General features: G+C 38.8%; 11 protein-coding genes. 8 read left to right on the top strand and 3 right to left on the bottom strand.

Going from position 1 to position 13,338, the window contains the following annotated elements; all coding sequences use genetic code 11:
* Nucleotides 1-3: 3 nt before the first annotated feature.
* From folB to RMA95_RS04395, 7 genes are all read left to right on the top strand, one after another.
* A complete protein-coding gene (gene folB, locus RMA95_RS04365) occupies nucleotides 4-384 on the top strand; it encodes a dihydroneopterin aldolase (RefSeq protein WP_004700874.1) in 381 nt (126 codons plus the stop codon).
* Nucleotides 341-787: a 2-amino-4-hydroxy-6-hydroxymethyldihydropteridine diphosphokinase gene (locus RMA95_RS04370; protein ID WP_311069694.1), complete on the top strand. Its 447-nt coding sequence runs from the start codon at nucleotides 341-343 to the stop codon at nucleotides 785-787. The genes folB and RMA95_RS04370 overlap by 44 nt, the downstream gene beginning before the upstream one ends.
* A 249-nt stretch (nucleotides 788-1,036) precedes the next feature.
* On the top strand, nucleotides 1,037-2,746 hold the full coding sequence (kdpA, locus tag RMA95_RS04375; RefSeq protein WP_311069695.1) for a potassium-transporting ATPase subunit KdpA: 1,710 nt from the start codon (nucleotides 1,037-1,039) through the stop codon (nucleotides 2,744-2,746).
* Nucleotides 2,747-2,754: 8 nt separating this feature from the next.
* Nucleotides 2,755-4,794, top strand: coding sequence for a potassium-transporting ATPase subunit KdpB (gene kdpB / locus RMA95_RS04380; protein ID WP_311069696.1), 2,040 nt, complete (start codon nucleotides 2,755-2,757; stop codon nucleotides 4,792-4,794).
* A gap of 13 nt (nucleotides 4,795-4,807) precedes the next feature.
* On the top strand, nucleotides 4,808-5,413 hold the full coding sequence (gene kdpC / locus RMA95_RS04385) for a potassium-transporting ATPase subunit KdpC (RefSeq protein ID WP_311069697.1): 606 nt from the start codon (nucleotides 4,808-4,810) through the stop codon (nucleotides 5,411-5,413).
* A 38-nt stretch (nucleotides 5,414-5,451) separates the two neighbouring features.
* Nucleotides 5,452-8,106, top strand: a complete 2,655-nt coding sequence (locus RMA95_RS04390) for a sensor histidine kinase KdpD (RefSeq protein ID WP_311069698.1) — start codon at nucleotides 5,452-5,454, stop codon at nucleotides 8,104-8,106.
* Between the two features lie 11 nt (nucleotides 8,107-8,117).
* Nucleotides 8,118-8,834 carry a response regulator gene (locus tag RMA95_RS04395; protein WP_100290153.1) on the top strand — a complete coding sequence of 239 codons (717 nt, stop codon included), beginning with the start codon at nucleotides 8,118-8,120 and terminating at the stop codon, nucleotides 8,832-8,834.
* A 76-nt stretch (nucleotides 8,835-8,910) separates the two neighbouring features.
* On the opposite strand, the gene RMA95_RS04400 is transcribed toward RMA95_RS04395, so the two are convergent.
* Entirely contained in the window at nucleotides 8,911-10,335 is a 1,425-nt protein-coding gene (locus RMA95_RS04400; protein ID WP_311069699.1) for a glutamine synthetase family protein, read from the bottom strand.
* Between the two features lie 397 nt (nucleotides 10,336-10,732).
* On the opposite strand from RMA95_RS04400, the gene RMA95_RS04405 reads away from it, so the two are divergent.
* The gene (locus tag RMA95_RS04405) at nucleotides 10,733-11,281 is read left to right on the top strand and encodes a DUF2799 domain-containing protein (RefSeq protein ID WP_005073618.1); all 549 of its coding nucleotides are present in this window, start codon (nucleotides 10,733-10,735) and stop codon (nucleotides 11,279-11,281) included.
* A 45-nt stretch (nucleotides 11,282-11,326) separates the two neighbouring features.
* Here the strand turns inward: RMA95_RS04405 and coq7 are convergent, their stop codons facing one another.
* The gene (gene coq7 / locus RMA95_RS04410; protein WP_311069701.1) at nucleotides 11,327-11,962 is read right to left on the bottom strand and encodes a 2-polyprenyl-3-methyl-6-methoxy-1,4-benzoquinone monooxygenase; all 636 of its coding nucleotides are present in this window, start codon (nucleotides 11,960-11,962) and stop codon (nucleotides 11,327-11,329) included.
* A gap of 3 nt (nucleotides 11,963-11,965) precedes the next feature.
* Nucleotides 11,966-13,288, bottom strand: a complete 1,323-nt coding sequence (locus RMA95_RS04415) for an MFS transporter (RefSeq protein ID WP_087486620.1) — start codon at nucleotides 13,286-13,288, stop codon at nucleotides 11,966-11,968.
* Nucleotides 13,289-13,338 lie beyond the last annotated feature (50 nt).

Here is a 13,338-nt window from a genome sequence, read left to right on the forward strand (position 1 = left end):
TTTATGGATGCCATTATTATTGAAGGCTTGAAGGTTGAGACAGTGATTGGCTGTTTCAATTGGGAAAGACAAATCATTCAACCTTTAATGTTGGATTTAACCATCCATAATGATTTGAGCCGAGCTGCAGCATCTGACAAGCTTGAGGATACACTCAACTATGCGCAGATTTGTGAGTTATCGGCTCAAACCATTCAGCAAGCTAAACCTGAGTTAATCGAGCACGCAGCTCATCTGGTTTTGCAATGTTTATTTGAAACCTTTCCAACAATTGAAAAAATTACCATAACCATCCGTAAGCCAGCCATCATTGCAGAAGCAAACGCTGTAGGAATTCGTCTTGAACGCACCAGAAACAATTTTTGCACTCGCCCTAGCGAGTAATTTAGACGCAGATCAGCACTTTACTTTTGCTTATACGCAATTAGCAACTTTAGGGAGTGTGCAGTTTTCATCTGTTTATCAAATTCCATGCCGAGATGGTATTGGAGATGATTACTGGAATTCAGCATGTCTATTAAGAAGCACTTTAGCCTGTGAGCAAATTGAATCTTTTTTAAAAAAACTTGAGACAGATTCGGGGCGTGTGCGTCCATCGCATCATATTTCTTTAGATGTAGATTTGATTGCATGGGGAGTTGATCTGGAGCATATGCAATTTAATTCAAAAAAATTACCTTTGGCCCTTGATGTAAAAATCCCTTTATATGAGCTTTGGCATTGTGAGACTTTAAAGGCTGATAGAACACTTTATCCAGTCGTCAACTTTAAGGTTTCAGGTCTTTAAAACTAAAATTTACGCAAAATTTACGCGGTCTTTGAGTTCCTCAATAGAGAATTTACGAGCATTTTATCCATACTGAAATCCACTAAATTAGTGTTATTTCAGGACAATAAAGATGCTTATAAATTCTCAAATGCGCATCTTGCATCAGTCTGCCATAGCCTTATGCGGACTCAAAAAAAATGATATTTCTTCATCTCTCCTTATTTCTATTTTGGCAAATCAAGCCATGGGGTATAGAGGAGAATAGCCATGTTAGAACTTATACTTGTTTTATTTATTGCTATTTTTTTAGCATGGTGTCTGAGTAAATATCTATCCAAAGTAATGGCAAATCAGCCGATGTGGGGTGATGGATTATTTCGTTGGATTGAAAATCCTGTATATCGCTTGTTAGGTATATCTCCACAACAACAGATGAACTGGAAACAATATTCTTTAGCATTTGTTGTTAGCTGTGTTTTTCTAGCTGTGGCCGTTTTTGCTATTTTTATGACGCAAGCATGGCTACCATTAAATCCAAATCATGCACCAAATATGAGTTGGGATTTAGCGTTACACACGGTTATTTCATTTTTAACAAACACAAACCAGCAGCATTATTCTGGTCAAGCTCAATTGTCTTATTTGTCGCAAATGACAGGTATTGTAGGTTTGCAAGTCATCACACCAATGATGGGGCTGGCTTTAGTTGTCGCGACTTTAAGAGCTTTCTTTTATCAACGTCCTAGCCATATTGCAGCGGATGTTGCTGAACAGCCAGATCAAATTTTAATTGGTAACTATTGGGCAGATGTAATACGCCCTACAGTCCGTTTCTTGCTTCCTCTGTGTTTTGTTTGGTCATTGTTGCTTAACAGCCAAGGCGTACCAGCAACTTTTCAGGGTGGGCCGGAAGTACAGCTTATTGATAAAGCAAATACAGTACAAACACAAAAAATTCCATTAGGTCCAGTTGCACCCATGGTTGCTGTTAAGCAATTGGGTAGTAACGGTGGTGGCTGGTATGGTCCAAATAGTTCTGTACCTTTAGAAAATCCAACGCCGCTATCTAATTTATTAGAAATGATAGCGATTTTACTCATTCCAATTACAGTCGTTTTTATGGTGGGACATTTTACTCGACGTAAAAAATTTGCCTACTTTGTGTTTGGTAGCATGCTTTTAATGTCGGTTATTTCAGGTGCAGCAGCTGTCTGGTCTGAAAGTATGTCATCGACCGCATCTCAAATTGCTGTAATGGAAGGTAAAGAGCAACGATTTGGACCTGCAGCATCGGCAGTTTGGGCTGCACTGACCACACAAGTGAATAATGGTTCGGTCAATATGATGCACGATTCTTCTGCGCCGCTTACTGGGCTGGTTGAACTCATTAACATGTTGATTAATGCAATTTGGGGCGGTGTGGGCTGTGGTCTGCAACAGTTTATGATTTATCTGTTACTTGCGGTATTTATTGCAGGCTTAATGACAGGTCGTACACCTGAATTGTTTGGACGCAAAATTGAAGCAGCAGAGATCAAGTTACTTGCGATTATTATCTTAATTCAGCCTCTTATTATTCTGGCTTTTACAGCCTTGAGTCTTAGTATTCCGGGATTATCAGGTATCACAAACCCTGGACCACACGGTATTAGCCAAGTGTTCTATGAATATGTTTCTGCGTTTGCTAATAACGGTTCAGGTTTTGAAGGCCTTGGAGACAACACGGTATGGTGGAATGTCACTTGTAGCATTGCACTTCTTTTAGGACGTTTCCCGACATTAATTTTGCCATTAATGATTGCGACACGTTTAGCAGCAAAAAGAAAAGCACCCGAAACAACAGGTAGTCTTCAGGTTGAAACTCCAACCTTTGCCTTAACGCTGATTACGATTGTTGTATTGCTTACCTTATTACAATTTATGCCAGTTCTTGTCCTTGGGCCAATTGCCGATCAACTTTTGTTGATTAAAGGCTAAGGAGGCGAGTGAAAATGAATACACAAACTCATGTAAATAGCCATAAAACGACTGTGGCAGTACCAAGTTTTGAAGTTTGGAAAAATGCTTTTGTAAAATTGCTACCACAGCATGCAATTAAAAACCCAGTCATGGCAATTGTATGGCTTGGAACCGTAATCACTGCTCTAAGTACCTTAATGGGATATGCCACACTGGTGTTTGGTTTGGTTGTCACAGCAATTCTGTTTATTACCATTTTATTTGCTAACTATGCTGAAGCAGTTGCAGAAGCCAGAGGTCGTGGACAGGCATCTTCATTACGTGCAGCAAGAGAAAATTTAACGGCTCGAAGACTCAACTCTTTGACAGACCGTCAAACCACTCAAATTGCAGCTACTGAACTTCATTTAAATGATTTTATTGAAGTACATGCAGGTGAGCTTGTTCCTGCCGACGGTGAGATTGTAGAAGGCTTTGCCACTATTAATGAATCAGCTGTTACAGGTGAGTCAGCACCTGTGCTACGTGAAGCTGGAACAGACCGTTCAGGTGTTATTGGCGGAACCAAAGTTCTTACAGATCGTATTGTTGTGCAAGTGACTGCTGAATCTGGTCAAAGTTTCTTAGACCGTATGATTGCTTTGGTTGAAGGTTCAAATCGCCAAAAAACTCCGAATGAGATTGCGCTTGGCTTTTTGTTAATGGTGATGACAATCACGTTTTTAATTGTCGTGATTAGCTTGCCATTTATTGCCAAGTATTTGCATATTGAACTTGATCCAGTTGTGCTCGTGGCGTTATTGGTCTGCCTGATTCCAACAACGATTGGTGGCTTATTACCTGCGATTGGTATTGCGGGGATGAACCGTGCACTCAAAGCCAATGTTTTGGCAAAATCAGGTAAAGCGGTAGAAGTTGCGGGTGACATTGATGTACTTTTACTCGATAAAACAGGAACCATTACATATGGTGACCGTCAAGCGACTTCTTTTTATCCTTTAACCTCGGTAACCGAGTCTGAGTTGAGAGCTGCTGCTTGGGTAAGTTCACTTGCCGACCCAACACCAGAAGGCAAGTCGATTGTTAAGTTAGCAAAAGAACAGGGTTTAAAACAGCAAGAACCTGAGCAAGCCGAATTTATTTCTTTTAGTGCTTCGACTCGAATTTCTGGTGTGAATTTACCGAATGGGGAGCAAATTCGTAAAGGTGCTTTAGATGCAATCTTGAAATTTGTAGATGAAGATTATTCTCAAGATCTAGAGTTAAAAGCCCGTGTTGAACAAGTTGCTAAAAAAGGTGCAACACCATTGGTTGTCGCAAATCAACATCATGTATTGGGTGTGATTGAACTCTCCGATGTGATTAAACACGGTATTAAAGAACGTTTTGCTCGTTTAAGAGAAATGGGCATCAAAACCGTTATGGTTACAGGTGATAACCCATTAACTGCGGCCGCGATTGCTGCGGAAGCTGGTGTAGATGACTATATTGCCGAAGCAAAACCAGAAGACAAATTGGCTTGTATTCGCACCGAACAACAACAAGGTCGTTTAGTTGCAATGGTTGGTGACGGAACCAACGATGCGCCAGCATTGGCACAAGCCGATATTGGTTTGGCTATGAACTCAGGCACACAAGCTGCGAAAGAAGCCGGCAATATGGTTGATTTAGACTCTGATCCGACCAAACTGCTTGCTGTAGTTGAGATTGGGAAACAGCAGCTAATTACCCGTGGTGCTTTAACAACATTTTCGTTAGCAAACGACGTCTCTAAATACTTTGCCATCTTGCCTGCATTGTTCGCTGCTGCGATTCCACAAATGCAAGTATTGAATGTAATGCACTTAGCAAGTCCAAGCAGCGCGATTTTATCGGCATTAATTTTTAACGCGATTATTATTCCGCTATTGATTCCAATCGCATTACGTGGCGTGAAATTTAAACCTTCAACTGCAACTCAGTTACTCCGTCGAAATATGTTGATTTATGGAGTGGGTGGTGTGGTTCTACCATTTATTGCCATCAAAGCGATTGATGTAGTGATTGTTCAATTATTTGGTTTGTAATCTGGAGTTTGAAATGAAAACTTATGTACAAAATTCAGAAGCAAATTTGGGTCAGACCTTAAGAGCATCTTTGGGATTATTAATTTTTACACTTGTCGGTTGTGGTGCTGTTTATAGTGCGATTGCTACAGGTGCGGGACAGGTGCTATTTAACAATCAAGCGAATGGTAGTTTGATTGAAATAAACCATAAAGTTCTAGGGTCAAAATTAGTCGCTCAGCCATTTGTTGGAGAGGCTTATTTTCATCCACGTCCGTCAGCGGTTGCTTATGACCCAATCTCTATGGGGGCCACAAACTTAGCCCTTACCAATCCAGAGCTTCAAAAACAAATTGATGCTCAGATTCTTGCGGTTAAACAACAAGACCACACAGGTAATGCCCCTATTCCAAGTGATTTAGTGACTAAATCGGGTAGTGGTATCGATCCGCATATTAGCCCTGAATCTGCTCAAATACAGGTTGCTAGAGTGGCTCAAGCGCGTCATTTAGACCCTAAAGTTGTAGAAGAGTTACTCCAAAAGCATATTGAACCAGTTCAGTTTGGTGTACTAGGGCAAGCTCGTGTTAATGTATTAGAGCTAAATATCGCTTTAGATCAATTACAATCTACACATTAACTTGAAAATAAAATTGTTAGTTTACCGGATGATATCAAGTGCAAAGCAATCGCGAAAATCAGGCTGAAGCCTTATTAAATCATGTGAATAGATATCAAGCCGGTCGACTAACGGTCTTTCTCGGTGCGGCACCTGGTGTTGGAAAAACCTATGCCATGCTTGCCCGCGCTAAAGAGTTATTTCAACAGGGCACAGATGTTGTTGTGGGTATTGTTGAAACCCACGGAAGAATAGAAACTCTAAAAATTTTGGAAGGTTTGCCTCAGATTGCTAGAAAGGAAATGCAATATCAGGGGCACATTTTAGAAGAAATGGACTTGGATGCTATTTTACTCAGGCATCCGGAAATTGTTTTGGTTGATGAGTTGGCTCATCGCAATATACCCAATAGTCGCCATGAACGACGGTGGCAAGACGTCAATGAATTGCTAGATGCGGGTATTGATGTATTTACGACCATTAATATACAGCATTTAGAAAGCTTAAACGATGTGGTACATCAGATTACGGGCATTCGAGTAAATGAAACGGTACCAGATCGGGTATTTGATCGTATTCGAGACATTCGTTTAATTGATTTACCTGTTAGTGAACTCATTGAAAGGCTCCATCAAGGAAAAGTCTATGTGCCAGAGCAAGCAAATTTGGCATTACAAGGCTTTTTTAGCATTTCAAATTTAACAGCATTGCGTGAACTGGCAATGCAATGTGTTGCTGAGCATGTCGATTTAGATTTAAAACAGAGTTACACCTCTAAGGGTTTGAAGTCTATTTCGCTGCAAAATGAATTGATGATTGCGATAGATGGACAAGGTTCTTCTGAGTATTTAGTACGAGCAGGTTGTCGATTAGCAGAGCGTAATGGTGCTACGTGGACTGTAGTGAATGTTGCTAAAAGTTTGGACTTTGGGCAGAGTTCAGGAAATTCATATAAAAAAGAATATATTGAAATTGACCGAGCATTTGAGCTGGCTCGCCAACTCGGGGGGCGAACAGAAGTTTTATATGGGCATCGAGTTGCCTCAGTGTTAATGGATGCTGCACTTGATCGAGGTATTTCCAATTTGGTCATTGGCAAAAGTATTTCGCCGTGGTGGTTAAAGTTATTTAAGAAAAATTTAGCTCAGCAATTATTAAATCAAGAAAATTCGATTGCTTTAACGATTTTGCATCCAGAACAGGGTACTAAAAAGACAACTCAACTTGAAAAGCCATCATTTTTATCATTAAAAGAAAGTGTTTTTGTTTTAGCGGTTACATGTGTCAGTATTTTTATAGCTCACTTTGCCGAAGTTCTATTGGGTATTGAAGACTTTTCTGTCATTTTCATTATTTCAGTTTTAATTGTAGCAACGAAAACCCGAATGCTTGCTGCAGTAGTAGCCGCTCTTATTTGTTTCTTAGCCTACAATTTTTTCTTTATAGCACCACGTTTTACATTTCAAATTTCAGCACACCAAGGTGTAGTTACCGTTGTTGCTTTTTTTGCAGCAGCTTTAATCGCTGGGCGGTTGGCTTCTCAGTTACGCCAGCAAGTTTTGTCTTTAAAAGCTGCCAATGCCTACACCACAGTGATGCAAGACTTGGCACGTAAGCTTTCTAGTGCGGTGAACCTTGAAGAAGTCATGCAAACAGGACGTATGACTTTAGAAACCCAGCTTCAAACTAAAGTGTGGATTTCTATTCAAGATAGAGTCATTTCATCTGATATTGAGCTAAACGATAAAGAAAAAGTAGCCGCAGAATGGTGCTTAAAACATCAACAACCTTGCGGGCGTTTTACCGATACTCTTAGTCAATCAAACTGGTGGTTTTTACCACTTTTAGAACAGAAAAATAGCCTAGGTATAGTGGGAATTTACTTTAAGGATGATGTAGTTTCTCTAAATTTTGAGCAAAAGAAACTAACTGAAAGTGTAATTGAATATATTGCACAGGCAGCACTTCGAACCCAATTGGTCAATGAACTCGAACAAGCAAAAGTCACCAGTGAAACAGAGCGCTTACGTTCAGCTTTATTATCTTCGGTATCGCATGATTTACGCTCGCCACTAGCTTCTATTATTGGAGCAGCAGACACGCTTGCCAATTTTAAAGCTGATATGTCCGAACAAGACCAGCAAGATTTACTTGAAACAATTCATTTAGAAGGTGAGCGTTTAGACCGTTATATTCAAAATTTGCTTGATATGACGCGCTTAGGTCACGAAGGCTTAACTTTAAAAAGAGACTGGATTGGAGTAGATGAGTTAATTGGTTCGGCAACCCGCCGTTTAAAGCGTTATAAACCAGATACTCAAGTGATGGTTCAGTTACCTGAGAAACCGATTAGTTTGTATGTTCACCCAGCGCTGGTAGAGCAAGCTATTTTTAATGTTTTAGAAAATGCCGCAAACTTTTCACCTCCAGATGAATCAGTCATGATTCGTGCTCAACTTTCATCAGAAGATGAAGTAAAAATTGAAATTGAAGATAGAGGTGCGGGAATTCCTGAAGACGAAAGACATCGTATTTTTGATATGTTTTATACGATGGAACGAGGAGACCGTGGAAAATTTGGTACTGGTTTAGGGCTTACAATCGTAAAAGCGATTATTGGTGCTCATATGGGTACAATAGAAGCATTTTCAGGGCGCCAAAATAAAGGTACTTTAATTCAAATCAGATTACCCATTCACCCAGTAAAAGAATAAGTTGTAAATTCATGATAAGTTCCGAAACATCACCTGTAGAAACACGCATTGTGATTATTGATGATGAGCCTCAAATTCGTAAATTTTTAGACATTGCTTTAAGAACTCAAAAATATAAAACCACGCTCTGCGAAACGGGTTATAAAGGTCTAGAAGCTTTAGCAACACAAGGGGCTGATTTGGTTATTCTAGATTTGGGCTTACCCGATTTAGATGGGAAAGAAGTGCTTCAAGAGTTACGCAGCTGGTCAAATGTGCCTGTTATTGTGTTATCTGTACGCGCTGATGAATACGAAAAAGTTGCTTTGTTAGATGCTGGCGCAAATGATTACATGACCAAGCCTTTTAGTGTCCAAGAGCTTTTGGCGCGCATACGTGTCATCTTAAGAAATCAACCCATTCAGCAAGAAGCACATGTTTATGACGATGGTTATCTTAAAGTCGATGTCACTCAACGTTTGGTTTGGGTCGAGCAACAACCAATTACTTTAACTCGGAAAGAGTTTCAACTTTTGACACTATTAATGCGCTATCAAGGGCAGCTTTTAACACAGCCACAGCTCTTAAAAGAACTATGGGGACCAACTCATCAGGAAGATACGCATTATTTGCGTATTTTGGTGGGTAAGTTGCGGAGTAAACTGGGAGATAACGCGATTCAACCACGTTATATTGCTACTGAACCTGGTGTGGGATTACGCTTTTTAGCTCAACAGAAAAATCATTAATGAGATGTAAAAAAACCTTAGGGTATTTCTCCCTAAGGGTTTGCAAAGTGGTTTATAGTTTTTTTGCTTTTTTTATTTATATATCCCAATGTTGTTCTGCTTCAGTCATTTGGCTGTAAATATTTTGATATTCAGCTTGTTTCACTGTGTACCAATGTTCTACAAAGTCTGCCCCTAAATACCCTTTTAAAATAAGACTCCCTTTAAATATTTTTAAGGCTTCTGGTTGGTTGTTGGCTAATAAAATATGCTCATCTTGAAACTTCAAAAGATGTGCAGGTTTTGGTAGCGGTAACTTATGAGATAAGCCGTAAGATACACCCGCTAAAATAGTGGCTGTAACCAGATATGGGTTACAGTCAGCTCCTGCAACACGATATTCTAAGCGTTGATTTTGTACATCCGAGCATGGAATGCGAATTGCGACATTACGATTATTGGTATCCCAATTGGCTTCTAATGGCACATGATGACCAATTTTAAAACGTCTATAAGAATTAATATTAGGCGCTAAAATCGCCATAGATGCAGGCATTAACTCAATGAGTCCGCTAATCGCGCTGAGTAATTTGGCTGCCAGCTCATCTTTTTCTTCTTCTGAGCTAAATATATTTTCATGGTATTGATTCAGCATGCTCATATGAAAATGCATGCCACTACCAGCTTTTGCCAAGTTCGGTTTCGCCATGAAACAAGCAGTTAAGTCATGCTTTCTTGCAACTTGCTTTACAATTCTTTTTAAAGCATTAATTTGATCGCATAGCTTCAAAATGTCATGGCTATGTTGAAGATTTAGTTCATATTGTCCAGGAGATGATTCCGCAACAATAGCTGTAATTTCAATAGATTGCAGTAGGGCGGCTTTTTCAACTTCATCTAGGACTTGTTGATAATTATTTGGCGCATCTATATCGAAACATTGGTTTTCTATGCAGGTTTCAGCCTGATACTGAGGTGAGAAAAGATAAAACTCTAGCTCGGCAGCCATGACAGGAAAATAATTATGATCGTGTAACTGATTTAATATTTTTTTTAATATATTGCGTGGTTCATAACGGCAGTCTGTACCATCTTCTTCTTGCATGGATAGGTAAAGCTGGGCATTTAATTCAGGGGATAAGGCACTGGGTTGCAAGCTGCCTAAAATGGGCAGGCAAAGTCTATCTGGTTCACCAATATATTTTCCTAGGCCTGTTTCTTCAATCACTTTTCCATCCAGACTCATGGCGTAAACGGAAAGTGGAAAATAACATCCATGAGAGAGATTTTTGAGGCTTTTAACGTCAATTCGTTTACCACGAATATGGCCGTTTAAGTCATGTAGACAAATATCAATGTGTTGAGTCTGAGGATATAAACTTAAATATTCATCAACTTCTTTTAAAAAAAGTTCTGCGTTGAAAGTGTTATCTTGTGTCGGTGCAATAAAATCATCTGATATTTTAAATACCTTAAAGTGAGAATCTTTTAAGTTTAAATTTGGGTAAATAAGCGTACTCATTATAAAAAACCTTGGTGGTTATTTAGCTAAAATCCTACCTTAGCCCTTGAAGTAAATCGCGTAAAAAAAGAGTAAAATAATTAAAGAGTATTTTATAAGTAATTTTTATTTTTTGTATTCATAATCAGTGGTTTGAGCTTTGTTTTGATAATAAATTATTAAAGTAAAATTAACATATAAGAGCCATCTGATAGTCCATGATTTCGCTTTTAAAAATTAAACATAATTAGAATTTGTGATCCTTAAATTTGGTGAGATGGTCAAACTGCTTTAAACTTAAACGCTTATCCAGTTAAACATTTATGTATAAGTCTCGAATAAAGTAGGACTTACATCGTGTATGTACTGGAATTTTATTTTTGCGTTTTTTTAAATTTTATTTTTGAGTTCTCTTAATATGAAAAATATCGGTTTAGCCATTTTGGCAATCAGCCTCTCGGGTTGTGCTGCAATGAGCGTAGAAGAATGTAAGACTGCAAATTGGTCATTAGTGGGCGAGAAAGATGGTTCAAAAGGTTCTTCACCGCGTTTAGATCAATATTACAAAGCATGTGGAAAAGCCAATATTGTTCCAGATCAAAAGTCATATGAACGTGGATATAAAGAAGGTCTAGGGTATTATTGCCAGCCATCAAACATTTTTTATAACGCTTTGGAAGGGAATGGGAATATTAATGTATGTCCAATCGAGCAGCGTAATCGTTTAAGACCTTATTATCGAGCTGCCTCAGATTACTACAATGCAAAAAATGAATATGACCGTTATGATGAAAAGTTTAAGCAGTATTCGGACAGTGCTTATAACGAAAAATTAAAGCCAGAAGAGCGTGAACGTTATCGCAAGCTTTTAAGAGAACTACAAATTGATCGTGACCGTATTAATCGCAACTATTGGAACTCAATTCGAGATATTGAACGTTTCAAATATGATCATGGTTTAAAATAATATTTGAAAAAGGATTGATCCGAATGAGATCAATCCTTTGTTTTTTTAAAGATAATAACTCGTTTTAGTCATTAACTTTGAAATAGCAGTCATACTGATTTTTACTGCATAAGGTAATTCAACACCACCTGCTTCAAGGGCTGTATGGCGATGATGTAATTCATCTTCATTCATTTGCTCTAAAATTTTACGAGAACGATCATCTTGAGCAGGTAACTGGTTTAAATGGTCTTGCAAATGCATGCTTACCTGACGTTCAGTTTCAGCAACAAAACCTAAGCTATATTTATCACCAGCAATACCAGCAAGAGCGCCCATACCATATGAAAGGCCGTACCAGATTGGGTTCAATAAACTTGTATGGCTATTCAACTCTTTTAAACGGTCTTCGCACCAAGCTAAATGGTCTTGTTCTTCAATTGCTGCTTGTTGCATTTCACGGCGTACATTCGGTAATTTCGCCGTTAATGCTTGTCCATGATAAAGCGCTTGAGCACATACTTCACCACTATGGTTAACACGCATTAGGCCTGCAACATGGCGAGCATCTTCTACACCAAGTTGTGTTTCAGCCGTTTCAGCTGGGTTTTGGCGCTGTGCTGCTGTTGCACCTGGAACAAGACTACGTAATGCCTGATCAAAGGAGTTAATAAGTTGATCAATTCCCGTGTAGTGGCGCATAAATTAGTCCTCCAAAGAAAGATGTGCTGTGGCAAGCATTGGTTTTAGTCGGGCAAGAAGCCAGATACTAAAGATTGCACTAAGTACAGCTGTAATAATAAATAGTATTTTAATATCAATTTTTAAAACACTTAAGATTAAGATTGAGAAAATTGCAGAAGAAACCATGAATACAGCATTTAAAATGTTATTTGCTGCAACCACTCGGGCACGATGGGAGCGAGGCGAATAAGCCTGCATCATGGCATATAAAGGAACAATATAAAAACCACCACTAATACCCAATAAAGTCACAGCAATCATGACGTGGTAGTAAACCCAGCCTTGAGTGAAAATATCTTTTAAAGTCAGTAATGCACCAGTTCTTTCGGGTACAAAAGCTAGACTGGCTGCAAGGTAAAGTGCAAAAACAGTAAGGCCAATTGCACCGATTGGCACCATTTTAATATTAATTTCTGAACCACCAATTTTGCGGCAAAGTAATGAACCGACACCAATTCCGACTGAGAAGAACGTGAGTAATAGACTAACCACATTTTCTGATGCATGGAGATTTTGCTGAGTCAGCTGTGGAATTTGCGTTAAATAAGTCGCCCCATAAAACCAGTACCATGAGTTACCTAATAAAATTGTGAACACTAACGGTAAGCTTTTGGCATATGTAATGGTTTGGAAGCTTGTACGAATAAAGTTCCAGTCAATATCTAAATCTGGTGCAGCAACTTTTTGAGGCAAGATAAAGCGACTAAACACATAGCCTATACAAGCAATAGCAACTACAGTCAGACTAATCCACAGTAAATTACCTTCTGATGATGCAATTACGGCACCACCTAAGATCATTCCGAACAAGATTGCCATCGATGTACCGGATTGAAATAAGGCATTGCCCGACATGAGTTCATTCGGTTTTAAAATTTCAGGCAAAATTGCATATTTAATAGGTCCGAAAAATGTGGAATGTGTTCCCATTAAGAATAAAGCGAGAAGAAGCAACCATAAATGCCCCAATAAGAAACCGGCAGATCCAATAAGCATAATGATGATTTCTAATATTTTTATGCCACGCACAAGCTGTGCACGTTCATATTTGTCTGCAATTTGTCCTGCTGTTGCTGAAAAAAAGAAATATGGCAATATAAACAATAATGCTGCTAAATTATTGAGTGTGCTTACTGGGGCAGATTGTTGTTGAATCCAACCATACGTAATGACTAACAATAAAGCTTGCTTAAAAACATTGTCATTTAATGCGCCAAAAAACTGTGTAAAAAACATCGGTACAAACCGACGTGATGTCATCAGGGATTCATCTTGTTTCATCATGTGCAAGCTTCATTGAGTTTTATTAAAAAATGTGACGGAGTGTTAATTTG

Source organism: Acinetobacter sp. V110_1 (assembly GCF_031798975.1).
Lineage (GTDB): Bacteria > Pseudomonadota > Gammaproteobacteria > Pseudomonadales > Moraxellaceae > Acinetobacter > Acinetobacter nosocomialis_A.

Bases quoted from the DNA above. Each gene is read 5' to 3' on its own strand.
- RMA95_RS04405 (WP_005073618.1), top strand. From the start codon at position 10,733: ATGAAAAATATCGGTTTAGCCATTTTGGCAATCAGCCTCTCGGGTTGT.
- kdpA (WP_311069695.1), top strand. From the start codon at position 1,037: ATGTTAGAACTTATACTTGTTTTATTTATTGCTATTTTTTTAGCATGG.
- RMA95_RS04395 (WP_100290153.1), top strand. From the start codon at position 8,118: ATGATAAGTTCCGAAACATCACCTGTAGAAACACGCATTGTGATTATT.
- RMA95_RS04415 (WP_087486620.1), bottom strand. From the start codon at position 13,288: ATGATGAAACAAGATGAATCCCTGATGACATCACGTCGGTTTGTACCG.
- folB (WP_004700874.1), top strand. From the start codon at position 4: ATGGATGCCATTATTATTGAAGGCTTGAAGGTTGAGACAGTGATTGGC.
- RMA95_RS04400 (WP_311069699.1), bottom strand. From the start codon at position 10,335: ATGAGTACGCTTATTTACCCAAATTTAAACTTAAAAGATTCTCACTTT.
- kdpC (WP_311069697.1), top strand. From the start codon at position 4,808: ATGAAAACTTATGTACAAAATTCAGAAGCAAATTTGGGTCAGACCTTA.
- coq7 (WP_311069701.1), bottom strand. From the start codon at position 11,962: ATGCGCCACTACACGGGAATTGATCAACTTATTAACTCCTTTGATCAG.